Genomic DNA, 22,803 nt, shown 5'->3' with positions numbered 1-22,803 from the left:
TTGGCAGCCCCATGGATATCCGCCTCGGCCTCACCTTCGACGACGTGCTCCTCGTTCCGCAGGAGTCCGACGTTCTGCCGAGCAGCGCGGACACGCGCACGCAACTGACCCGCTCGATCGCGCTCAACATCCCCGTCCTGTCGGCGGCGATGGACACCGTGACCGAGGCCGACATGGCGATCGTCATGGCGCAGCTGGGCGGCATGGGCGTTCTGCACCGCAACCTGACGCTCGATCAGCAGGTCGCCGCGGTGCGCCAGGTCAAGCGGTTCGAGAGCGGCATGGTCGTCAACCCGATCACCATCTCGCCGACCGCGACGCTGGCCGAGGCGCAGGCGCTGATGGCGCGGCACCGGATCAGCGGCATCCCCGTCGTCGAATTCGACGGCCGTCTCGTCGGCATCCTGACCAACCGCGACGTGCGCTTCGCCGAAAACCCGCAACAGCCGGTGTCCGAGCTGATGACGCATGAGGATCTGGCGACCGTGAAGGTCGGCGTCGGCCAGGACGAGGCACGCCGCCTGCTCCACGCGCGCCGGATCGAGAAGCTGCTGGTCGTCGACGAAAGCTATCGCTGCGTCGGCCTGATCACCGTCAAGGATATCGAGAAGGCCGTCACCTATCCCTCGGCCACCAAGGACGCCGCCGGTCGCCTGCGCGTCGCTGCGGCTTCGACGGTGGGCGAAAAGGGGTTCGAGCGGACCCGCGCGCTGATCGAGGCGGAGGTCGACTGCGTCATCATCGACACCGCGCACGGCCATAACCGCGACGTCGCTCGCGCGGTCGAGGCGGCCAAGAAGCTGTCCGACACGGTGCAGGTGATCGCGGGCAATGTCGCCACCGCCGCCGCCACGCGCGCGCTGATCGATGCGGGCGCCGATGCGGTGAAGGTCGGCATCGGGCCGGGTTCGATCTGCACCACCCGCGTCGTCGCGGGCGTCGGCGTGCCCCAGCTGACCGCCGTGATGGACTGCGCCGAGGAAGGCTGGAAGTCGGGCGTGCCGGTGATCGCCGATGGCGGCCTGCGCACCTCGGGCGATCTCGCCAAGGCGCTGGCGGCGGGGGCGGGCGCCTGCATGGTCGGCTCGCTGCTCGCGGGCACCGAGGAAGCGCCGGGCGAGACCTTCCTGTACCAGGGCCGTGCCTATAAGTCCTATCGCGGCATGGGCTCGGTCGGCGCGATGGGTCGCGGCTCGGCGGACCGCTATTTCCAGGGCGATATCAAGGATCAGATGAAGCTGGTGCCCGAGGGCATCGAGGGCCAGGTCGCCTATAAGGGCCCGGCGCGCGACGTCATCCACCAGCTGGTCGGCGGGATCAAGGCGGCGATGGGCTATACCGGCTCGGCGACGCTGAAGGACCTGCGCGAACGGGCCCAGTTCGTCCAGATCACGGGGGCTGGCCTGAAGGAAAGCCATGTCCATGACGTGACGATCACGCGGGAAGCTCCCAATTACCCGACCCGCTGAGCCGAGGGACGCCCGCGCATGACCCCCGGTGCCCGCACCCAGGCGGCGATCGAACTGCTGGACGAGATCGTCGCCGCCGCCGCCAGCGGCGGTGCGGCGGCGGACACGCTGATCGCGCGTTATTTCGCGACGCGTCGCTATGCCGGGTCGAAGGACCGGCGGGCGGTGCGCGAGCTGGTCTATGCCGCGATCCGGCAGGCCGGACCGATGCCGGTTTCGGGCCGGGCCGCGATGGTTGCGGTCGCCGATCGCGATCCGGCGGTGGCGGCGACCTTCGACGGGGCGGGCCATGGCCCCGCGCCGATCGCCCCCGACGAACCGCGCGCCGAGGGCGGGGTGGCGCCGGGCTGGCTGGTCGAGGCGCTGACCGCGTCCGGGCTGGATGCGACCCGGCAGGCCGCGCTGGTCGACCGCGCGCCGCTCGATCTGCGCGTCAACAGTCTGGCGACCACGCGCGAGGCGGTGCTGGAGCAATGGCCCGAGGGCGCGGCCACGCCGCTCGCCCCGCTCGGCATCCGCCTGCCCAACGGGACGGCGGTGGAGTCGTCCGACCTCTACCGCGCCGGACTGGTCGAGGTGCAGGACGAGGGCAGCCAGCTGGTCGGCGCGGCGCTGAACGCGAAACCCGGCGAATGGCTGGTCGACCTGTGCGCCGGGGCGGGGGGCAAGACGCTCCAGCTGGCCGCCGCCATGGCCAATCAGGGCGCGCTGCTCGCCTGCGATATCGACCGGGCGCGGCTCCAGAAATTGCCGCCGCGCGCCGAGCGGGCGGGGGCGAGCATCATCGAGAGCCGGTTGCTCAATCCGGGGCACGAGGCCGAGATGCTGGCCGACTGGGCGGGCAAGGCCGATGGCGTCCTGATCGATGCGCCCTGTTCGGGCACCGGCACCTGGCGGCGCAATCCCGAAGCGCGCTGGCGGCTGACCCCGGAGCGATTGCAGCGTCTGCGCGCGATGCAGGAACAGGTAATGGCGATCGGCGCGGGGCTGGTGAAGCCGGGCGGGCGGATGGTCTATATCGTCTGCTCGCTGCTGGACGCCGAAGGGACCAACCAGGTCGCCGCCTTCCTCGCGCGGCATCCCGGCTGGGTGGCCGAGCCGATCGAACCCGCGATCGGTACGGGTCATGGGCCGGGCCGTCGCCTCGATCCCGCGACGCACGGCACCGACGGCTTTTTTGTCGCCTGCCTCCGGGCACCATGCTAGCATCCGGCTTCGTGCCCAGTCCGGAGTTCCTCATGCGTTTGACGTCCCTGGCCGCCGCCGCCGCATTGGCGGTGGTCTCGCTTTCCACGTCGCTCAGCGGCCAGCGTCCCGACAGCCAGATCGATGCCCGGTCGCTGCAATTGCTGGAGCAGGGGCGCAGCCTGAAGGCGGCGGGCAATCTCGACGGCGCGACCGACATTTTGGAAACGGCGGTGACGGTCGATCCGCGCAACCGCGCCGCCTTCGTGCTGCTCGCCGAGGTCGCCGATGCGCGCGGCCTGCCGGGCAAGGCGATCCGGCTGTATCGCGAGGCGCTGCTGCTCGACCCGAACGACACGCGCGCGCTGCGCGGTCAGGGTGAGGCCCTGGTGCAGAAGGGCGCGATCGCCCGCGCCAAGGACAATCTCGCCAAGATCAAGACGCTGTGCAAGCAGGATTGCGGCGATGCCACCACGCTCGCCGCGCTGATCGCCAAGGGCCCCCCGGTCACGACCGCGCAGGTCGACAGCAAGACCCCGCCGACGCCTTAACCCGAATTCCTCCCCCTTACAGGGGAGGATTAGGGGGGAGACATTCACGATTGCGTCTTCTTCTCCTCTCCCCTGGACAGGTGAGAGGGTTAGCGAAGCTTGCCAGCTCGCTGGCTAGCGCAGCTTGGGTGAGGGGTTGAGCGAGCCCAAAGGCTCGCGCGCTCGCTTCGCGAGCGCCCACCCCTCACCCAGCTCCGACTAAGCCTTTGCTGTCGCAAAGACCAAGTCTGCGCAAACCTCTCCCCTCTGCGAGGGGGGAGGGAAGGAACGACATGATGAATGTCGATCCAATCTAGTCCTTCACCCGAGCGCGCGGGCCAGGGCGACGAATTCGGCCACGGACAGCGTCTCGGCGCGGCGGGCCGGGTCGATGCCTACCGCCTCCATCGCTTCGGTTGCGCCCGCCACCGGCTTCAGGCTCTGGCGCAGCATCTTGCGACGCTGGCCGAAGGCGGCGGCGGTCAGCCGTTCGAGCGTGCGGAAGCTGACCCCCTCGGGCGCCTCTTTCGGGGTGATGTGGACGACCGCCGACATGACCTTGGGCGGCGGGGTGAAGGCGGATCGATGGACCGGCATCGCGATCCGCGAATCGCTGCGCCACTGGGTCAGGACGGCCAGGCGCCCATAGGCCGACTGGTCGGGACCGGCGACGATCCGCTCTGCCACTTCCTTCTGGAACATCAGCGTGCAGGACTGCCACCAGGGAAGCCATGCCCCCGACAGCCACCCGACCAGCAACGGCGTGCCGACATTATAGGGCAGGTTCGAGACGATGTGCGGCTTGCTCTCGAACAGCTCGGGCGCGTTGATGCGCAGCGCGTCGCCCTCGATGACCTTCAGCCGGTCGGGAAAGGCCTCGGACAGTTCGGCGAGCGCGGGGATGCAGCGACGGTCGCGCTCGATCGCGGTGACGCGCGCGCCCGCCATCAGGAGCGCACGGGTCAGGCCGCCGGGGCCGGGGCCGATCTCCAGCACCTCCTGGTCGGTCAGGTCGCCGGGGATCGCGGCGATCCGCGCAAGCAGCTGGCCATCGAACAGGAAATTCTGGCCGAGCGACTTGGCGGCGGACAGGCCATGGCGCGCGATGACCTCGCGCAACGGCGGCAGGGGCGTGATCGGGGTCATGCGGTCAGGCCGCGGCCTCGGCCCGGCGCCGCGCGGCATCGCCCGCCATGGCGATCGCGGCGATCATCGCGCCGGGATGCGCCTGATCCTGCCCGGCAATGCCGAAAGCGGTGCCGTGGTCGGGCGAGGTCCGCACGATCGGCAGTCCCAGCGTGATGTTGACCCCCTCGTCGAAATGCAGCGTCTTGAGCGGCACCAGCGCCTGATCGTGATAGCAGCACAGCACCGCGTCATAGGCGGTGCGCGCGCGGGGGTGGAACAGCGTGTCGGCGGCGAAGGGACCGGTCGCGTCGATCCCCTCGGCCCGCAGCTGCGCGATGGCGGGTTCGATCAGCTCGATCTCCTCGCGCCCGATCGCGCCGCCTTCGCCCGCATGCGGGTTCAGCCCGGCAAAGGCCAGGCGGGGGGCGGTGATGCCGAAATTGCGGCACAGCCCGCGCGCGGTGGCGCGGCCCTTGGCGACGATCAGCTCGACCGACAACAGCCCCGATACCGCCGCGAGCGGCACATGGGTGGTGATCGGCACCACGCGCAGCGACGGCCCCGCCAGCATCATGACGGCATTGGCACCCGCCACGCCGCAACGCTCGGCGACGAACTCGGTCTGCCCCGGATGGGTGAAGCCGATATCGTAGAGTTGCGCCTTGCTGACCGGCCCGGTCACCAGCGCGCCGGCGGCATCCGAGCGGACGAGGCCGACCGCCAGCTCCAGCGCATGGAGCGCGCAGCGTGCGCCCTCGACATCCGGACGGCCCGGATGGATCTCGCCCGCATCGTCGACCGACAGGATGGGCAGCGCCGTATCGAACGCCGCGACTGCCGCCGCCATGTCGGTGACGCGCCGGGTCGGCCCGTCCCAGACCCGCTCGATCGCGCGCGCATCGCCGACCGCGACGAAGGGGGGCAACCCGGCCGCGTCGCGCGCGGCCCAGGCCTTGGCGATGATCTCCGGACCGATACCGGCCGGGTCGCCCATCGAAATCGCCAGAGGCCGGATCATGCCGTCGCTCCCATCACCGATATTCGATCACCGCGTCGCGGCGAAGGTCGCGCATCTTCTGGTTGGCGCGCAGGTTGACGCGCTGCTGCTCCAGCTGGTTCTGCAACTGGTCGTTGGTGGGCAGATTGCCCGAGCGCGGCTCTTCGCGGTCGCACAGCACCAGCGAGCGGACGCCCTGCTCCGGCGAGCCGAAGGGCGGGGTCGCCTGGCCGATCTGGAGCTTCAGCAGGATTTCCTGGAGCGGCGCGGGCAGCTGGCGGATCGTCACCTGGTCGTTGTCGACCACCTCGGCCTTCAGCTGGGTCGCCACGCGCTGCACGTCGCCGCAGCCGCGGATCGCCTGGGTCGCCTTGGCGAACTCCGCCGCGCGGGCGCTCGCCTGCGCCTGGGTGGTGCCCGCCGGGAACTTGACGGTCAGCTGCTTGAGCGACAGCCGCGAATCGCGCGGATCGGCGGTCAGCACCTGCCGCTTGTCGGTCAGATACAGGATCGAGAAGCCGCCGGGGATCTGGATCGGCCCGGCGACCTGGCCGACCTGCATCTGGCCCACCGCCGCCTGCAGTTCGGGCGGCAGCTGCGCAGAACGGACCCAGCCCAGATCGCCGTTCACCGCGCGGGTCGACGCCTCGGAGAAGCTGCGCGCGAAATATTCGAAGGGCTGCTGCCCCTTCTGGATCTCGGCGATGATCTGCCGCGCATTGGCGAAGACCTGCTGCGCGGTCGCCTCGTTGGCGGACAGGAAGATTTCCTTGAGGTTATATTCCTCGGTGCCCTTGGCGGCTTCCAGGCGGGCGCGGATCGCGTTCACCTCTTCGTCGCCGACATTGACGGTCGGCTCGACCTTGCGGCGAAGATAGCGGCTCCAGGCCAGCTCGCCCTCGATCTGGCGACGCATCGACTTTTCCGACGAGCCGACCTGGCGCAGGAACGCGTTCATCTGGCTGGGCGTCTTGCCGAACTGCTGCGAGAAGCGGGCATAGGCCTGGTTGATCTCGTCGGGCGTGACCGTGATGTCGGCGGTCTTCGCCTCCTGGATTTGCAACGTCTCGTCGATCAGCTGGCGCAGGATCTGCATGCGCAGCCGGTCGCGGTCCTCCGCCGACAGGTTGGTGACGTTGTTCAGCGCGAGTGCCAGCGCCATGCGCTGGTCGAGGTCGGTGCCGGTCAGCACCGTGTCGTTCACGATCGCGGTCGGCTTGCGGATATTGGGGTCCAGCTTGCCGAACAGCTGAAGATTCGAGGGGATGTTGAGCCCGCCCGTGTCGGGCACGGCCTGATCCGGAACCGTCTGCGCCAGCGCGCCCGCAGCGACGGCGGCGAGCATCAGCGTGCCCCCGATGCGAAGGAAGCGGGCCTTGGAACGAATGTCGTGCTTCACCGTGTCTGTGATCCTCATCGCGCCAGCTCTCGGCGCGTAACCGCGGGGGTATGGGTCAACCATGCTGAATGTCGGCTTAGCGACCGAGATTGGTGAAGGCCAGCGTCAACAGAAAGCTGTTGCCCGCCCGCGCATCGCCGGTGTTCACATAATCGCGCCGCCAGGTGAAGCCGAGGCGAAGGCAATCATCCTCATATTGCACGCCCAGCCGGTGACGAATCGGATCGAAGCCATTGGCAACCGACAGAGAATCCTCCGACCGGTCGGTCAGGTCGATGACCGTCGAACCAAAGGCCGACCAGAAGCGGGCGAATTGCACGCGCCCTGCCAGCCGCACTTCCTCGCGGTCCTGCAAATCTTCGATCGAGGGGAAGATATGCCGGTTCAGGCGCAGATAGCCCGCCTGGAAATAGGTGGCGCGCGATCCGATCGTCGCGTCGAGCTCGTTGCGGCGAACCGCGAAACTGTCCTTGTCCAGCCGGAACCGGTGGGTCAGCGAGACGAAGTCGCGGAAGCGCAGCTCGGTCCGCCCCACAATGTCCGACCAGCGATCGGACAGGCCGGTGCCCGGATAGAGGATGGTCTGGCGGTCGTTCAGGCGAAAGCTCTGTCCCACCAGCGTGTCGAGGGTGAAGCCGGGCAGGGTGAGCGCCCATTGCGCGCCGTAAGTGATGCGCGTCGAATCCTCGAACCGATCATAGCCGGGGAAGCGGTTGAGCGCGAAGAGGTTGGAATCCTCCAGATCGACCGCGCGGGCATCCTCGTTGGGGATGCCGAGATTGCGGATCGGCGGGCTGGCGACGATCTGGACGCGCGGGGTGAAACGCTGGCTGCCGCCCCACAGCTCGCCCACGAAGGGCCATTTGACATCGACCGCCAGCGCCCCGATCGCGCGCCCCTGGAACCCGTCCAGCCCCTGATAGACCAGCGGCGTGGTCGCGATGTTGCTGGAATTATAGGCGTCGCCGCGCGCATAGGCGGTGAACGTCACCTCCTGGCCCCAGTTGGTCAGGCGGCGCAGGTCCCAGCGCAGGCTGGCAAAGGCGCGCTGCGTGTCCTGGCCCGCCGTCCGGCTGATCGCCAGCGTGTTGAGCTGCATCTCGAACTTGCCGCCCAGCAGGCCGTCGTTGAAGCGGTGGCGATAGTCGATCTCGGGCAGGGCGATCGCCTGTTGCCCCTGCGGGTCGTTGACGCGCAGCGTCTGCACGTACCAGCCGTTGATCGCGAAATAGCTGTCGGCGTCGATCCGCTCCAGGCTGGCCGTGGTGCGCAGCCGGTCGTCGCGCGAAATATCGTAACGGCGCAGGAAGGTGCGGTCGGTCGTCACCCGCAGCGAGCCCGACAGGCTCCATTCGGGGGAAAACTGGTACCGGCCGATCCCGTCGAGATAGCCGCGAAACGCCTGGGTCGTGTCGGTCGGGTTGAGGGTGTTCAGGTCGTCGCTGCGGCGGCTGGCGGTGGCATAGCCGGTCAGGCGGAACGCGCCCAGCGTGTTCAGCGCCTCATATTCCGCCTCCATCATCGGCAGCACGGCGGTGAAGACGTGCGGCGTGACGGTCAGCCCCTTGTTGGGCGCGAGCTTCCAGTAATAGGGCGCGGCGATCTCGATCCCGTTGACCCGGTCGAGCCGGATGTCGGGGGTCAGGAAGCCGCTGTCGCCGCCCGATCCTACCGGCGCGGACAGGCGCGGCAATGGGATGGTGGGCAGGCCGAACAGGTTCAGCCGCGCGCCGTTGAAATAGACGCGCTCGCGGTCCGGGCGATAGGTGACGCGGACCGCCGTGATCTTCCACGACGGCTCCTTGGGGCAGCCCTCGGACGTCTCGACTGCGCAGGGCGTATAGGCGGCATGTTCGAGATTGACGGTGCCGTCGGTCTGGCGGGTGCCGCGATCCGCCGCCAGGCGCCCGCCCTGTTCGAGCACGACCAGCATGTTGTCGACCACCCCGTCCTTCATCGAGTCGGTCAGCTCGATCTGGTCGCCATAGGCGATGTCGCCTTCGGGGTTGGTGATCGCGATATTGCCGGTGGCCAGCACCTTGCCGCTCTTGCGGTTCCACGTCACCTTGTCGGCGCGCAGGCGTTCGCCGTCGCGGATCATGCGGACATCGCCGGTCGCCGTCACGATATCGGCGTCGATGTCATATTCCAGCTGCGCCGCGCTGAAGCGGACCTGATTGGGGTCCTCGGGCGCGGGGCCGTCGGCGGGCGGCGGTGCCACGGGGCGGTCCTGCAGATCCTGCGCGGCGGCGGGCGTCGCAGCGAGCGCGGCCAACAGGGCGAGGGGCAGGGTGCTGCCGGTCAGAAGCGTCGATCGCAACACGATGATACCAGGTCCGTCCTTGCCGACATGATGATGAAAGCCTCCCCCCGGCAGGGCGACGCCGCGAATGGCCCGCCTATCGCATCACCGGCCGCCCGCTGCAATCGCGCGCTTGCCACATCGGCTCCAAGGCCTAGATGATAGCCGCTGTTACTTGTTCATCAGGGGTTTCCCATGCAGATCGCGTTTACCTCCGCCGTCGAAACCGGCGATGTCATCGTCCTTCCCGTCGCGAAGGGCAAGGTCGACACGGTGCAATTCGGCGGCGAGGAACAGGGCGCACTGGGCAAGGCGGCCATCGAGGCGGCGCGTTTCAAGGGTGATGCGGGCACGATCGCCGAGTTCTTCGCGACCGTCGACGGCGTGGTGCGCCGGGTCGTCCTGCTCGGCATCGGCGAGGGTTCGGCGGCCGACTGGCGCAAGGCGGGCGGCGCGCTGACCGCCAAGCTGCTGACCTCGGCATCGTCGGCGTCGGTCGACCTGACCGGGCTGGACGGCCAGTCCGCCGCCGAGGCCGTGGCGGGCTTTGCCGGGGCGGCGGTGCAGCGCGGCTGGCGCTATGACGTGTACCGCACCAAGCTGCCCGAAAGCGCCAAGCCGGTGCTGACCCGCATCGCGATCGTGGGGGCCGGCGCCGAGGCGGAAGCCGCCTATGCGCGCATCCACGCGGTCAATGGCGGGCTGGAGCTGACCCGCACGCTCGTCTCGGAGCCGCCGAACAAGCTCTATCCCGAGAGCTTCGTCGAGCGCGTGCTGCGCGATGTCGAGGGTTTGGGCCTGGAAGTCACCGTGCTGGACGAGGCGCAGATGCGCGACCTGGGCATGGGCGCGCTGCTGGGCGTCAGCCAGGGTTCGGTGCGCGAGGGGCGCCTGCTGGTCCTGAAGTGGAATGGCGGCGCGGCGGATGCCGAGACGCTGGCGCTGGTCGGGAAGGGCGTGACCTTCGACACCGGCGGCATCTCGATCAAGCCCGCCGCAGGCATGGAAGACATGAAGTGGGACATGGGCGGCGCCGGTGCGGTCGCGGGCGCGATGAAGGCGATCGCCGCGCGCAAGGCCAAGGCGAACGTCGTCGGCGTCATGGGCCTGGTCGAGAACATGCCCGACGGCAATGCGCAGCGCCCCGGTGACGTCGTCACGTCGATGTCGGGCCAGACGATCGAGGTCATCAACACCGACGCGGAAGGCCGACTGGTCCTGTGCGACGCGCTGACCTGGGTCCAGAAGACTCATTCGCCCTCGACCATCGTCGACCTCGCCACGCTGACCGGCGCGATGATCATCAGCCTGGGCCATGAGCATGGCGGCCTGTTCGCCAATGACGATGGGCTGGCCGATGCGCTGCTCGCGGCGAGCAAGACCACCGACGAGAAGCTGTGGCGCTTCCCGCTGTCCGACGCCTATGACAAGCTGATCGACAGCCCGATCGCCGACATGAAGAATGTCGGCCCGCGCGGCGGCGGCTCGATCACGGCGGCGCAGTTCCTGAAGCGCTATATCAACGAGGGCGTCGCCTGGGCGCATCTCGACATCGCCGGCATGGTCTGGTCGGACAAGCCGGGCGTCAACCACGACAAGGGCGCGACCGGATACGGCGTGCGCCTGCTGGACCAGTTCGTCGCGGACCGGTTCGAGGCGTAAGGGCACAGGGCGGCGCGATGCAGGTCGACTTCTATCATCTGACCATGGCGCCGCTCGACCGGCTGCTTCCCGTCATCGCCGATCGGGTGATGGCGGGGGGCGGGCGGCTGCTGATCGTCAGCGGCGACCCCGACCAGCGGGCCGCCCTCGATCGGCAGCTCTGGATGGTCCCGGCGGACGGCTTCCTGCCGCATGCCCAGGCGGGGGAGGGCGACGATGCCGCCCAGCCGATCCTGATTTCGGGCGAGGTACAGCCCGCCAATGGCGCACGGCATGTCGCGCTGGCGGACGGCGTGTGGCGCGACGCGGCGCTGGACTTCGACCGCGCCTTCCACTTCTTCGACGGCGACCGGATCGCCGAGGCGCGCACCGCCTGGCGGGCGCTCGCCGATCGCGAGGGCGTCGAGCGGCGCTATTGGAAGCAGAACGACCAGGGCCGCTGGGAACAGGCGGCGTAACATTCCTCCCCGTCCCGGCGAGGACCAGCTTGTTGCCATAAGACATTGCATTGCCTTCGCGCCGCGACTAGGGCGGCGCCACTTCCAGCCAACACCTTAATTCAGGAGCTGCGTGACCATCATGGCCGCGAACCGTACCTTTTCGATCATCAAGCCCGACGCGACCCGCCGCAACCTGACCGGCGCCGTCACCAAGATGCTGGAGGACGCCGGTCTGCGCGTCGTCGCCTCGAAGCGCATCCACATGACCCGCGAGCAGGCCGAGGGCTTCTATGCGGTCCACAAGGAGCGTCCCTTCTTCAACGATCTGGTCGAGTTCATGATCTCGGGCCCGGTCGTCGTGCAGGTGCTCGAGGGCGAGAACGCCATGCAGCGCAACCGCGACATCATGGGCGCGACCAACCCCGCCAATGCCGAGCCGGGCACGATCCGCAAGGAACTGGCCGAGTCGATCGAAGCCAACACCGTCCATGGTTCGGACTCGGACGAGAATGCCGCGATCGAGATCGCGTATTTCTTCAAGCCGGAAGAAATCGTCGGCTGATGGAATGGCGGCTGCGACGGGCCGGGCCGGGCGACGCGCCTGCGCTGTCGCTCGTCGCGGCCGCCACCTTCCTCGAAACCTTTGCCGGGACCATTGCGGGTCCCGACATGGTGTATCACTGCACCACCAACAGCTCGCCCGCCAAGTTCGATCGCTGGATCGCGGACGACGCCTGCGTCGTCACCTTGGCCGAGCATCCCGATGGCGCAGCGCCCGTCGGCTATACGCTCCTCGTCCCGCCCGACCTGCCGGTCGAGACCGACGAGCATGATATCGAACTCCGCCGCATCTATGCGCTGTCGCTGACGCGCGGTTCGGGGCTGGGCCACAGGCTGATGGCCCGCGCGCTGGACGATGCCCGCGCACTCGGGCGATGCCGGATGCTGCTGGGTGTCCTTGGCATCAACGAAAATGCCCGCGCCTTCTATGAGCGCGAAGGCTTCACGCTGGCAGGCACGCGCCAGTTCCGGGTCGGCGACACCGTCTATGACGATGTCGTCTATGCCCGCCGCCTCTAGGTCGGATCGACATTCAGCCATGCCTTTCCGTCCCTCGCCCCTCGCAGAGGGGAGAGGGTTGCGCAGACTTGGTCTTTGCGAGAGCAAAGGCTTAGTCGGAGCTGGGTGAGGGGTGGGCGCTCGCGAAGCGAGCGCGCGAGCCTTTGGGCTCGCTCGACCCCTCACCCAAGCTGCGCTAGCCAGCAGGCTGGCAAGCTTCGCTAACCCTCTCCCCTTTCCAGGGGAGAGGGGAAGAAGAAGCAATCGTGAATGTCGATCGACCCTAAGGCGACGACGCGACGATCGGCAGGCGGCCGCGCGTAACGGCAGGCGGGCGCACCGCGCATCTCCCCTCCGCCCACGCGGACCGTCCCGCCCCGGCTCTTGATCCGCAGGCTTCGCAGGAGCATGGCACAGGCCATTCGCTAGTTGATGGAGCCCCCATGCGCCTGTTCGCCGCGACTGCCACGATCCTGCTGATGTCGACCACCGCGATTGCCCAGACCCCGGCGTCCGCCCCGGTCGGTGCACATGCGGCGTCTCTGCCCGCGTCCAACCCCTTTGCCGCGGCCAGCACGCTGCCGCTGGGGGCGCCGCCCTTCGATCGGATCAAGAGCAGCGACTATGCGCCCGCCCTGCTGGCGGGAATGGCGCAGCAACGGGCCGAGGTGCGGGCGATCGCCAATGCGCGCAGCGCGCCGACGTTCGACAATACGATCGCCGCGCTCGAACGGTCGGGCCGGTTGCTGGAGCGTGCCAGCCTGGCTTTCGAGGGCGTGGTCGGTGCGAATACCGACGACGTCCTGCAAAAGACCGAGGCCGATCTGGCCCCGGCCTTTGCCGCGCATCAGGATGCCATCAACCTGGACCCGGCGCTGTTCGCCCGCGTCCGGACGCTGTACGACAAGCGCCGGACGCTGGGGCTGACGCCCGAGCAGCTTCAGGTGCTGACGCTCACCTATCAGAACATGGTGCGCGCGGGCGCGCTGCTGTCCCCGGCCGACAAGCTCACGCTGAGCCAATATAACGCGCAACTGTCGACGCTGGAGACCGCGTTCCAGCAGAAGCTGCTCGCCGCGACCAAGGCGGGTGCGCTGGTGGTCGAGGACCGCGCCAAGCTGGCCGGACTGTCCGAGGCGGAGATCGCGGCGGCGGCCGATGCGGCCAAGGCGCGGGGGCTGGCCGGCAAATATGTGCTGACCCTGCAGAACACCACCCAGCAGCCCGAGCTTGCCAGCCTGACCGATCGCGCCACGCGCGAGGCGCTGTTCCGGGCGAGCTGGACGCGTGCGGAAAAGGGCGACGCCAACGATACCCGCGACACGATCGCGCAGATCGCCCTGCTCCGGGCGCAAAAGGCCAAGCTGCTCGGCTTCCCCACCTGGGCCGATTATGTGCTGCAGGACCAGATGGCCAAGAACCCGCAGACCGCGCTCGCCTTCATGCAGCGGCTGGGCAAGCCCGTCGCCGTCGAGCAGCATCGCGAGGCGGCGGAATTGCAGGCGCGGATCAAGACGACCGGCGGCGATTTCGAGCTGAAGCCCTGGGACTGGGATTTCTATTCGGAACAGGTTCGCAAGGCGAAATATGATCTGAACCAGGACGAGCTGAAACCCTATTTCGAGATCAACAAGGTCCTGACCGACGGTGTCTTCTATGCCGCGCACGAGCTGTACGGCCTGACCTTCAAGCGCCGCACCGACATTCCCGTCTATCAGCCCGACGTGATGGTCTATGAGGTGGACGAAGCGAACGGCGCGATGCTGGGCCTGATGTATTTCGACTATTGGAAGCGCGACAACAAGAATGGCGGCGCGTGGATGTCGAACTTCGTCAACCAGTCGAAGCTGATCGGCACCAAGCCGGTCATCTATAACGTCGCGAACTTCACCAAGCCCGCCGCCGGTCAGCCCGCCCTGATCAGCTTCGACGATGTCGTGACCATGTTCCACGAATTCGGCCATGCGCTGCACGGCCTGTTCGCGAACCAGGTCTATCCCTCGGTATCGGGCACGAATACCGCCCGCGACTTCGTGGAGTTCCCGTCGCAGTTCAACGAGCATTGGGCGCTCGATCCCAAGGTGCTGTCGCATTATGCGGTGAACTACAAGGACGGAAAGCCCATCCCGCAGGCGCTGGTCGACAAGATCAAGCGGGCCAGCACCTTCAATTCGGGCTATTCCTTCGGCGAGGCGCTGGCCGCGGCCGAGCTGGACATGAGCTGGCATTCGCTGACGGCGGCGCAGGGGCGGCAGGATGCCGACGCCTTTGAGGACAAGGCGCTGGCCGCGACCGGGCTGGACATCGCCGAGGTGCCGCCGCGCTATCGCTCCAGCTACTTCCTCCACATATGGTCGAACGGCTATTCGGCGGGCTATTACGCCTATAGCTGGACCAAGATGCTGAGCGCCAATGCGTTCAACTGGTTCGAACGCCATGGCGGCATGACCCGCGCCAATGGCCAGCGGTTCCGCGACATGATCCTGTCGAAGGGGCATACCGAGGATTATGCGCCGATGTTCCGGGCCTTCAACGGCGCGGACCCGCAGGTCGGCCCGTTGCTCAAGGACCTGGGCCTGGACGCCGATACCCCGGAGCAGGCGCAGAGCGGGACGACCGCCGGATAGGTCGGTGCCGGGCGGCATGACGGTGTGCCGCCCGAAAAAATCGCCTGGTCTCATGACCGTCATATTCCACGCGACGCGTCCGGTTTTTGCGGGTAGCGTCGATCCATTATCCCATGCCGTGATCGAGGAAGGTTGATGCGAGTAGCCCTGCTTTTCCGTCTTTTTCTGACGGGTATGGCGGCGAGTTTCACGAACCCGGCATCGGCGGTCACCCCGACGTCCGAACTGGTCGAGCTTCAGCGCGAGATGAACGCGCTGCTGGCCGGACGTTCGGGGGAATATGGCATCGCCGCGATCGATCTGCGCGACGGCTATACCGCCAGCGTCAACGGCACGATCCCCTTTCCGATGGCGAGCACGGTGAAGCTGGCCATCGCGGCCGCCTATCTGACCGAGGTCGACCAGGGGCGGCGGAGCCTGGGCGACATGATCCACGGCCGCACCGCCGCGAAGGCGATGGAGGCGATGATCGTGCGCAGCGACAACCTGGCGGCCGACCAGCTGTTCGCGGCCGTCGGCGGCCCTGCCAAGGTCCAGCAATGGCTATGGACCCAGAACATCACCGGCATCCGGGTCGACCGGACGATCGCCCAGCTTCTCCGCGAACGCGGCCATCTGGCGGACATCAAGGACGTCGCGACGCCGGTCGCCATGGTCACCCTGCTGAAACGGCTCGACAGCGGCTCGGTCCTCGCGCCGCAGAGCCGTGCCTTCCTGCTCGGCCTGATGCGGCAATGCCGGACGGGCACCCGCCGAATCCGGGCGCTGCTGCCCGCCGGAACGCTGGTGGAGGACAAGACGGGGACGCTGGACGGCATCTCGAACGATGTCGGGTTCATCACCATGCCCGACGGCCGCCGCGTGGCGATCGCCGTGTTCGCGCGCGGGGGACGCGATCGTCAGCCCGTCATCGCCGAGCTGTCGCGGATGATCTATGATCGCTTCACCGACAGCGTTCGCAATGCGGTCGCGGCGTTCATGAAGCTGCGATAATCCGGGCCGGAGGCGGTCGATCCGCTCCGGTCGGCGCGTGTGGAGCGCCGCGCGGATACGGAAAATGGCTGGACAAACCCATCGGGGATTTGTCTTTTTAATGATCTACGTTAGCGCAGGCGGCGGGACGGGCTGGGGGGCCTTGTCCCGCTTTCGGGTGGCAGAATGATCAGGACACAGCCAGGCAGCATCTTCGATCGGATCATCATCTGGTCTTTCGACCGACCGGTGTCGGGTTTCATGCGCTATACGCTGGCGGCGCTGGTCGTCGCATTCGTGGCGGTCGCACGGATCCTCATCATCCCCGACGAACTGCCATGGCTGCTCTTCATTCCGGCCACGATCGGCGTGGCGCTGGTCCTGGGGCTGGGCGCGGGACTGTTCGCCAGCATGGTGTCCACGGTCGCCGGCGCCCTGTCGATCGGCAATGCTGCCAACCCCTATTGACTGCCGGACAATCAATGGGCGGCGGCGGCGGTGTTCCTCTTCATCCTGATCGGCATGGTCATGATGACCGGCGAATTGCGGGACACGCTGCGGCGGTCGCTGGCGCTGAATGCCGAACTGGTCGAGCGGGAGCGTTCCTCGGCGGAGCGCGAGGTGTTCCTGTCCAGCGTCCTGGCCGCGTCCACCGACTGCATCAAGGTCGTGGACCTGGACGGCAACCTGACCTTCATGAGCGAGGGCGGCATGAAGGTGATGGACATCAGCGACTTCAACGCGGTCCGTGGCTGTCCCTGGTCGGATTTCCTGAAGGGCAACGGCGCGGCCCAGGCCCGCGCGGCGCTGAAGGCGGCGGCCGAGGGGCGTTCGTCGCATTTCGAGACGCCTGCGGACACCTATATCGGCGTTCCCAAATGGTGGTCGGTTTCCGTCTCGCCCATCCCCGGCCCGGATGGCCGCCCCGCGCGCATCCTGTCGGTGTCGCGCGACCTCACCGCGCTGTACGAAGCCCGCGAGCAGCAGAAGCTCCTGAACGGCGAGCTGAGCCACCGGCTGAAGAATGTGCTGACCCTGGTCCAGTCGATCGCCAATCAGACGCTGCGCGGTGCGCACAGCATCGAGCAGGCCTCCGCCGCCTTCTCCTCGCGGCTCGCCTCGCTGGGGCGGGCGACCGATGTGCTGACCACCACCGCATGGCAGCAGGCGGAGCTTCACGATGTCATCGAGGCCGGGTTGTCGGCCGTCTCCGGGATGCGGGAGCGGATCGCGATCGACGGTCCGCGCATCCGATTGAACTCGCATGTCGCGCTGGCGTTGACCCTGGCTTTCCACGAACTGGCGACCAATGCGACCAAATATGGTGCGCTCGGCAACGATACGGGATCGGTGACCTTGCGATGGCAGGTCAGCGGCACGCAGGGCAGTGCCTGTTTCCATCTGCGCTGGCAGGAACGGGGCGGGCCGCCGGTCGTCCGGCCGTCACAGCGCGGCTTTGGATCGCGCATGATCGAACGCTCGCTCGGCGCCTATTTTCGGGGCAGGACGGTACTCGACTTTCCGCCCGAAGGGGTCGTGTTCCGGATCGATGCGCCGCTGGGCGACACCGGCGAGCTGATCGACGGCTGATATGGTACAGGCCAATTCGCCGCGCAGCATCCTCATCGTCGAGGACGAGCCGTTCGTCCGCCACGACCTGGCGGACTTTTTCGAGGATCGCGGCTTTCAGGTCTTCGCGGCGCAGGATGCCGACACGGCGGCCGAGATCCTCGCCGCGCACACGTTCATCCGCATCGTGCTTACCGATGTGCAGATGGCGGGGACGATGGACGGGGTGAAGCTGGCGCATGTCGTGCGCGACCGCTGTCCGCTGGCGATCCTCATCATCGTGTCGGGCATGGGGCATCCGCCCATAGCCGACCTGCCCGACGGATCGGTGTTCCTGGCCAAGCCGTTCGATCCCCGGCACGTGCTGGACGAGATCGAACGCCTGTCCGCCTGACGGTCCGACCGGCCGACGCGCGGGTGAGCGGCCGGGACCTACGCCCCGGCCACCGTCACGTCAGAATTTGAAGCCCAGACGGGCATAGCCGAACTGGCCCGGCAGGTCATAGGTGGTCGGATCGAACCCGCCGCAGCTCAGGCAGTCGGGCGCTCTCTTCCCCAGGATGTTGTTGACCCCCATGGTCAGCGTCATCCGCTGCGACATCCAGGGCAGGGTCCAGCCGACCTGCGCATCCAGATACAGGATCGGCTTCATCTCGCGATTGGCATAGGCGGGCTCGGTCACCTTGCCGATATAGCGGCCGGTCAGCGACGCCAGGAACGTCTCGCTCGACCAGTCGATCGTCGCGACGCTCTTGAAGCGGGGATAGGCCTGGTCGCCGCGTTCGGTGCCCTGCCGCTCCAGCTTGGCGCTGCCGGTGGCGGTGGGTAGGGTGGTCGAATATTCGAGCAGGACGTTGCTGGCCCAGTTCAGCCCGAACGTGCCCGCCCCGACGCGCGGACTGCGATAGAGGAGGGTGATGTCGATCCCCTCGCTCTTGAGCGAGGCGATATTCTGGAGCAGCCCGCGAATCTGCGTGATCTGGCCGCTGCCCGTCGAGGAGCGGGTGATCGCGCCGCAGCTGATCGCATCGCGCTGGTTGATGCAGTTCGCCAGCAGCACGTCCGCGCCGACCGAGGCGATCGCGTCGTCGACCCGGATGGTGTAGTAATCGGCCTCCAGGCTCAGCTGGCTGGCGATGCCCGCCTCCCGCGCCCAGCTAGGGCTATAGACGCCGCCCAGCACCCAGCTTTCCGACTTTTCGGGCTTCAGCGCGCGGTTGCCGCCAGTCAGGATCGGCAATTGCAGGCCGTTCTGCACATAGTTGACCGGCACGCCCAGCGCGACGCAGTTCTGCCGCACGGTGCTGGTCGAGGGCAGGCTGGCGATGCCGGAACAGGGATCGATGACGGTGCCGTCGAACCGCGACGGCGTTCCGAACAGCTCGCCGATGCTGGGGGCGCGGAACCCCTGCGCCCAGGTGCCGCGCAGGCGCAGATCCTCGAACGGCTTCCAGCTGAGCCCGCCCTTCATCACCGTGCGGTTGCCGCTGGTCGAGTAATCGGAATAGCGCGCGGCGAACGACCCTTCGAGCAGCCGGAAGAAGGGGACGTCCTTCAGCACCGGGATGCTGAGTTCGGCGTAAACCTCGTTGACGTCGAACGCGCCCGCCGTCGGCTGGGCCGGAATGTCCGACCCCAGCCCGGCCGCGACGATGGGGTCGGGGTTGAACGATCCCGTCTGGCGGCGGAACTCATATCCCGTGGCCAGCCCCAGCGGTCCGGCGGGAAGCTGGAACAGCGTGCCCGTCAGGTTGAAGGTCGCGTCGGTCATCGTCTGTTCGGACCGATCGCGCTGGGTGAAGGTCACATAGTCGATCATCGCCGGGGTGATCGATCCCTCCCCGCCGAAAATATTGAACGGCACGCACGCGCCGGTGCAGTTCGCCACCGGTCCCAGCGCCAGCGCCAGGTTGGCGGCGTTCACATTGCCGTGCGCCACCTGCTTGGCATGGTTTTCGGCATAAATGAGGTTGGCATCCCAGTACCAGGTCCCCTGGCCGATCGCGAATTGTCCGTCCAGCGTGCCGGACATGTACATGGTGTCGACCCGCTGGCTGTAGTGGCGCGGTCCGTTTTCGACGAAGCGCCGCCCGATAAAGCCGTAATTGGCGGGCGTCCCGTTATTGCCCGCGCTCAGCGTCACGCCGAACGGGTTGAACGGATTGGTCCGGTCGATCGAAATGGTATCGAGCAGATTGCCGTTGCCCGCATCCGGGCCGACGAACAGCGGCAGCGGCGCCGCCTGATTGTCCGAGGTGCGGCGATTGTAGATCAGCTTGGTGGTCAGCCGGACATTGTCCGCCAGCTCGCCGGTGAAGTTGACGAAGGCGCCGACCCGCTCCTGCGGCGTCAGCAGATAGTTATAGGGGCGGAAATTGAACCGATCGGCGACGGTGAAGGACTTGAAGTCGCTGTTCGCGCCGGTCGGGTCGGACGGGTCGAAGCGCGGCCGGGTGAGCGGGTTGCTCTTCAGCGTCAGGTTCATCGCCTCGCCCGTCACGGGGTTGTTGATGATGAACCGGCCATTGGGCGTGCCCGAGCTGCACGTGCTGGTACAGGCGGTCGCGCCGGGATCGGGGAAGGCATAATAGGGCCGATCGCCCGCAAAGACCGATCCCTGGTTGATGTAATTGGCGCCCGCGACGATCGAGACGCGGCCGTCCGAGGTCCGGTGCCCCCAGCTCAGCTGGTAATTCTGGGTTACCCCGTCGCCCTTGTCATAGCCGCCCAGTTGCGCCGAGGCGAGGAAGCCGTTCTGGCGCTTTTTGGTGATGATATTGACGACGCCCGCGATCGCGTCCGAGCCGTAGATGGTCGACGCCCCGTCGCGCAGCACGTCAACGCGTTCGATCATGCTGTCGGGAATGGCGTTCAGGTCGACCGCGCCGGGAATGCCGCTCGCCGCGCTGCCGTTGATGAAGCGCAGGCCGTCGACCAGCACCAGCGTGCGGCGGCTGCCCAGATAGCGCAGGTCGATCTCGGCCGACCCCGCGCCGACGCCGCCGCCATCGGGCGGGTTGCCGTTATTGCCCGACCGATTGAAGCGGGAATTGAGCCCACCCGCCGCACCGGGCAGGCGTTGCAGCACGTCGCCGATCGAGGAAAGGCCGGTCCGCGCGATGTCCGCGCTGTCGATCGCGGTCAGTGGTGCGCTCTGGTCCAGCGGATTGCGGCGGATGCGCGATCCCGTCACCACGATCGTCCCGTCGCTCGCGCCCGCCGCATCGCCATCGGCGGTCTCGGCGGCACCGCCGCTGCCCGAAGACTGGGTTTGCGCCTGGGCGTCGATGGCCAGGATCAGGGACCCGATGGCCGCCCCCGTCAGCGCCCATTTTCGCAACCGGCTCGGTCGATAAACCATGATCTTTCCCCTTTTTTGGTCCTGCTATGCTCCCGTTCCTGCTGCGAATTGGGGCGGCCTCTGTCGTGCCGCCTTTGATGGAGTGTGCCACGATCGGCCCGTGTGACGCCCGCTGATACGGTGTGCCCATGCCGATCGCTGCCACCTCTATTTCATATACGGTATTACATTGCGCATGGTGTCAAGGGGCTTGCTGCGAGCGGTACCGGGGGCGGCGCACCAAGTAATTCCTATTGGTTGAGTAGGTAAACTAGCATTGTCGCGACCGCACAGAGCCTTATGCCGGGCATGCGGCCGCGCCCATGGTCGCCCAAAGGGAGCAGATATGATCGGCCTGAGACTTATGGCGTCCGCCATCCCCGCGCTTGTGGCAGCCACGCCTGTCCCGGTGGCGGCCCAGCAGACCGCGCCGGTCGCACCCGCCCATCAACAGGCGGCGAAGGACGCGCCCAATTTCCTGGTCATCGTCGCGGACGATCTGGGCTGGTCCGATCTGGGCGCGTTCGGGGGCGAGATCGCGACCCCCAATCTCGACGCGCTGGCGCTGTCGGGGGTGCGCTTCACCGGCTTCCATACCGCGCCCACCTGTTCGCCCACCCGTTCGATGCTGATGAGCGGGGTCGACAATCACGAGGCCGGGCTCGGCACTATGGCCGAGTTGCTGGGGCCGGAAACGCGTGGGCGGCCGGGCTATGAGGGCTATCTGAACGACCGCGTCGCCTCGATCGCCGAGCTGCTGCGCGCGGGCGGGTACACGACGCTGATGGCGGGCAAATGGCATCTCGGCCTGACCCCGGAGCGCGAACCCGCCGCGCGGGGCTTTGAGCACAGCTTCGCGCTGCTCCAGGGCCTGTCGAACCATTTCGGCGAGGACCAGAACGACGCCTGGACCCGGGCGGGCCTCGCCCCCAGCTATCGCGACGACGGCAAGCCCGCCGCGCTGCCCAAGGGCACCTATTCCGCCGATTATTTCGCGGACCGGCTGATCGGCTATCTCGACGCGGCGGCCAGGTCGGGGGATCGGCGCCCCTTCTTTGCCTATCTGCCCTTCACCACGCCGCACTGGCCGCTCCAGGCCCCGGCGGAGACGATCGCCAAATATAAGGGCCGCTATGACGCAGGCTATGAAGCGCTGCGGAGCGAGCGGCTGGCGCGGCAAAAGGCGCTGGGGCTGGTTCCCGCCGATGCGGTGCCGCACACGCTGGAACTGGCGCGGCCCTGGGCCTCGCTGACCGCAGAGGAGCGCGCGGTCGAGGCGCGCAAGATGGAGGTCTATGCCGCCATGGTCGACCGGATGGACCAGAATGTCGGTCGCGTCCTGGCCGCGCTGAAGGCGCAAGGCAGGCTCGACAATACGATCATCCTGTTCTTCGCCGACAATGGCCCCGAAGGGAACGACATCCACGCGCCCAGCCCGCGCTTCAAGGTCGGTTCGCCCGATGCGGCCTTGCCCCCGGCGGAGGCGCTGGGGATCGACAACAGCCTGGGCAATATCGGCAAGGGCAGCAGCTATGTCGGCTATGGCCCCGGCTGGGCCCAGGCCAATTCGGTCCCGTCCTGGCTGGTCAAGAGCTATACCACCGAGGGCGGCATCCGGGTCAGCGCCTTTGCCGCCGGGCGCGGGGTGAAGGGCGGCGGGCGGATCGCCAATGCCAATCTGGACGTGCGCGACGTCGCGCCCACGCTGCTCGACTATGCGGGGCTGCGCCAGCCCAGCGCGTTCGCCGGTCGCCCGATCCTGCCCTATGAGGGGCGTAGCCTTCGCCCCGTGCTGACGGCAGATGCGGCGGGCGTGCGCGGCACGGAGGAGGCGCTGGGCTATGAACTCTTCTTCCGCCGGGCGTTGCGCAAGGGTGACTGGAAGATCGTCTATCTGCCCACGCCGACCAATCGCTACACGCGCGGCGGCGTCAGCACCGGGCGGTGGCAGCTCTTCAACATCGCGGCCGACCCCGGCGAGACGAAGGATCTGTCCGCCGCCGAGCCCGCGCGGCTGGCCGATCTGGTGGCGGCCTATGATCGCTATGCGAAGGCCAAGGGCGTGGTGCCGCTGCCCGCCGGGGCTGAGACCGCAACCGCCCCGGCGGCGCGGCCGTGAGGATA

General features: G+C 67.7%; 18 protein-coding genes. 13 read left to right on the top strand and 5 right to left on the bottom strand.

Features of this window, described 5'->3' with window-relative positions; translation table 11 throughout:
* The first annotated feature begins 11 nt into the window (after positions 1-11).
* Genes guaB through QE363_RS13010 form a run of 3 tightly spaced genes read left to right on the top strand, consistent with a single transcriptional unit; the run spans position 12 to position 3,205 of the window.
* Positions 12-1,469, top strand: coding sequence for an IMP dehydrogenase (gene guaB / locus QE363_RS13020; RefSeq protein ID WP_307099198.1), 1,458 nt, complete (start codon positions 12-14; stop codon positions 1,467-1,469).
* An 18-nt stretch (positions 1,470-1,487) separates the two neighbouring features.
* On the top strand, positions 1,488-2,675 hold the full coding sequence (locus QE363_RS13015) for an RsmB/NOP family class I SAM-dependent RNA methyltransferase (protein WP_309695872.1): 1,188 nt from the start codon (positions 1,488-1,490) through the stop codon (positions 2,673-2,675).
* 32 nt (positions 2,676-2,707) lie between these two features.
* Entirely contained in the window at positions 2,708-3,205 is a 498-nt protein-coding gene (locus QE363_RS13010) for a tetratricopeptide repeat protein (RefSeq protein ID WP_309695870.1), read from the top strand.
* A 300-nt stretch (positions 3,206-3,505) separates the two neighbouring features.
* Here the strand turns inward: QE363_RS13010 and rsmA are convergent, their stop codons facing one another.
* The 4 genes from rsmA to QE363_RS12990 are packed head-to-tail and all read right to left on the bottom strand — an operon-like array spanning position 3,506 to position 9,031.
* Positions 3,506-4,330: a 16S rRNA (adenine(1518)-N(6)/adenine(1519)-N(6))-dimethyltransferase RsmA gene (gene rsmA, locus QE363_RS13005; protein WP_309695868.1), complete on the bottom strand. Its 825-nt coding sequence runs from the start codon at positions 4,328-4,330 to the stop codon at positions 3,506-3,508.
* Positions 4,331-4,334: 4 nt separating this feature from the next.
* On the bottom strand, positions 4,335-5,330 hold the full coding sequence (gene pdxA, locus QE363_RS13000) for a 4-hydroxythreonine-4-phosphate dehydrogenase PdxA (RefSeq protein WP_309695866.1): 996 nt from the start codon (positions 5,328-5,330) through the stop codon (positions 4,335-4,337).
* Positions 5,331-5,343: 13 nt separating this feature from the next.
* A complete protein-coding gene (locus QE363_RS12995) occupies positions 5,344-6,726 on the bottom strand; it encodes a peptidylprolyl isomerase (protein WP_307099168.1) in 1,383 nt (460 codons plus the stop codon).
* Between the two features lie 58 nt (positions 6,727-6,784).
* Positions 6,785-9,031 (bottom strand): LPS-assembly protein LptD, encoded by a 2,247-nt coding sequence (locus QE363_RS12990; RefSeq protein WP_405053184.1) that lies wholly within the window; start codon positions 9,029-9,031, stop codon positions 6,785-6,787.
* Between the two features lie 174 nt (positions 9,032-9,205).
* On the opposite strand from QE363_RS12990, the gene QE363_RS12985 reads away from it, so the two are divergent.
* From QE363_RS12985 to QE363_RS12945, 9 genes are all read left to right on the top strand, one after another.
* The gene (locus tag QE363_RS12985; RefSeq protein WP_309695861.1) at positions 9,206-10,672 is read left to right on the top strand and encodes a leucyl aminopeptidase; all 1,467 of its coding nucleotides are present in this window, start codon (positions 9,206-9,208) and stop codon (positions 10,670-10,672) included.
* A 17-nt stretch (positions 10,673-10,689) separates the two neighbouring features.
* Entirely contained in the window at positions 10,690-11,130 is a 441-nt protein-coding gene (locus QE363_RS12980; protein WP_309695859.1) for a DNA polymerase III subunit chi, read from the top strand.
* Positions 11,131-11,251: 121 nt separating this feature from the next.
* Positions 11,252-11,674: a nucleoside-diphosphate kinase gene (ndk, locus tag QE363_RS12975; RefSeq protein WP_307099160.1), complete on the top strand. Its 423-nt coding sequence runs from the start codon at positions 11,252-11,254 to the stop codon at positions 11,672-11,674.
* Positions 11,674-12,192: a GNAT family N-acetyltransferase gene (locus QE363_RS12970; RefSeq protein WP_309695855.1), complete on the top strand. Its 519-nt coding sequence runs from the start codon at positions 11,674-11,676 to the stop codon at positions 12,190-12,192. Before ndk ends, QE363_RS12970 begins: the two co-directional genes overlap by 1 nt.
* A gap of 422 nt (positions 12,193-12,614) precedes the next feature.
* Complete coding sequence (locus tag QE363_RS12965; RefSeq protein ID WP_309695853.1) at positions 12,615-14,798, top strand: M3 family metallopeptidase; 2,184 nt, start codon at positions 12,615-12,617, stop codon at positions 14,796-14,798.
* 174 nt (positions 14,799-14,972) lie between these two features.
* Complete coding sequence (locus QE363_RS12960; RefSeq protein ID WP_307099155.1) at positions 14,973-15,791, top strand: serine hydrolase; 819 nt, start codon at positions 14,973-14,975, stop codon at positions 15,789-15,791.
* A 165-nt stretch (positions 15,792-15,956) separates the two neighbouring features.
* A complete protein-coding gene (locus tag QE363_RS12955) occupies positions 15,957-16,238 on the top strand; it encodes a hypothetical protein (RefSeq protein WP_309695851.1) in 282 nt (93 codons plus the stop codon).
* A 30-nt stretch (positions 16,239-16,268) separates the two neighbouring features.
* Entirely contained in the window at positions 16,269-17,360 is a 1,092-nt protein-coding gene (locus QE363_RS12950) for an HWE histidine kinase domain-containing protein (protein ID WP_309695849.1), read from the top strand.
* Position 17,361: 1 nt separating this feature from the next.
* Positions 17,362-17,733: a response regulator gene (locus tag QE363_RS12945; RefSeq protein WP_309695847.1), complete on the top strand. Its 372-nt coding sequence runs from the start codon at positions 17,362-17,364 to the stop codon at positions 17,731-17,733.
* Positions 17,734-17,793: 60 nt separating this feature from the next.
* On the opposite strand, the gene QE363_RS12940 is transcribed toward QE363_RS12945, so the two are convergent.
* Positions 17,794-20,700, bottom strand: a complete 2,907-nt coding sequence (locus QE363_RS12940) for a TonB-dependent receptor domain-containing protein (RefSeq protein WP_309695845.1) — start codon at positions 20,698-20,700, stop codon at positions 17,794-17,796.
* Positions 20,701-21,025: 325 nt separating this feature from the next.
* On the opposite strand from QE363_RS12940, the gene QE363_RS12935 reads away from it, so the two are divergent.
* A complete protein-coding gene (locus tag QE363_RS12935) occupies positions 21,026-22,798 on the top strand; it encodes an arylsulfatase (RefSeq protein WP_309695842.1) in 1,773 nt (590 codons plus the stop codon).
* Positions 22,799-22,803: the final 5 nt, after the last annotated feature.

The sequence above is a fragment of the Sphingomonas sp. SORGH_AS_0870 genome, from assembly GCF_031453175.1.
Taxonomy (GTDB): Bacteria; Pseudomonadota; Alphaproteobacteria; order Sphingomonadales; family Sphingomonadaceae; genus Sphingomonas.
This window is presented reverse-complemented; position numbering and strand designations above follow the sequence as displayed.

Coding starts and splice junctions, on each gene's coding strand:
- ndk (WP_307099160.1), top strand. CDS start 11,252: ATGGCCGCGAACCGTACCTTTTCGATCATCAAGCCCGACGCGACCCGC.
- QE363_RS12935 (WP_309695842.1), top strand. CDS start 21,026: ATGATCGGCCTGAGACTTATGGCGTCCGCCATCCCCGCGCTTGTGGCA.
- QE363_RS12940 (WP_309695845.1), bottom strand. CDS start 20,700: ATGGTTTATCGACCGAGCCGGTTGCGAAAATGGGCGCTGACGGGGGCG.
- QE363_RS12965 (WP_309695853.1), top strand. CDS start 12,615: ATGCGCCTGTTCGCCGCGACTGCCACGATCCTGCTGATGTCGACCACC.
- rsmA (WP_309695868.1), bottom strand. CDS start 4,330: ATGACCCCGATCACGCCCCTGCCGCCGTTGCGCGAGGTCATCGCGCGC.
- QE363_RS12995 (WP_307099168.1), bottom strand. CDS start 6,726: ATGAGGATCACAGACACGGTGAAGCACGACATTCGTTCCAAGGCCCGC.
- QE363_RS12980 (WP_309695859.1), top strand. CDS start 10,690: ATGCAGGTCGACTTCTATCATCTGACCATGGCGCCGCTCGACCGGCTG.
- QE363_RS12985 (WP_309695861.1), top strand. CDS start 9,206: ATGCAGATCGCGTTTACCTCCGCCGTCGAAACCGGCGATGTCATCGTC.
- pdxA (WP_309695866.1), bottom strand. CDS start 5,330: ATGATCCGGCCTCTGGCGATTTCGATGGGCGACCCGGCCGGTATCGGT.
- QE363_RS12970 (WP_309695855.1), top strand. CDS start 11,674: ATGGAATGGCGGCTGCGACGGGCCGGGCCGGGCGACGCGCCTGCGCTG.
- QE363_RS12960 (WP_307099155.1), top strand. CDS start 14,973: ATGGCGGCGAGTTTCACGAACCCGGCATCGGCGGTCACCCCGACGTCC.
- QE363_RS12955 (WP_309695851.1), top strand. CDS start 15,957: ATGATCAGGACACAGCCAGGCAGCATCTTCGATCGGATCATCATCTGG.
- QE363_RS13015 (WP_309695872.1), top strand. CDS start 1,488: ATGACCCCCGGTGCCCGCACCCAGGCGGCGATCGAACTGCTGGACGAG.
- QE363_RS12945 (WP_309695847.1), top strand. CDS start 17,362: ATGGTACAGGCCAATTCGCCGCGCAGCATCCTCATCGTCGAGGACGAG.
- QE363_RS13010 (WP_309695870.1), top strand. CDS start 2,708: ATGCGTTTGACGTCCCTGGCCGCCGCCGCCGCATTGGCGGTGGTCTCG.
- guaB (WP_307099198.1), top strand. CDS start 12: ATGGATATCCGCCTCGGCCTCACCTTCGACGACGTGCTCCTCGTTCCG.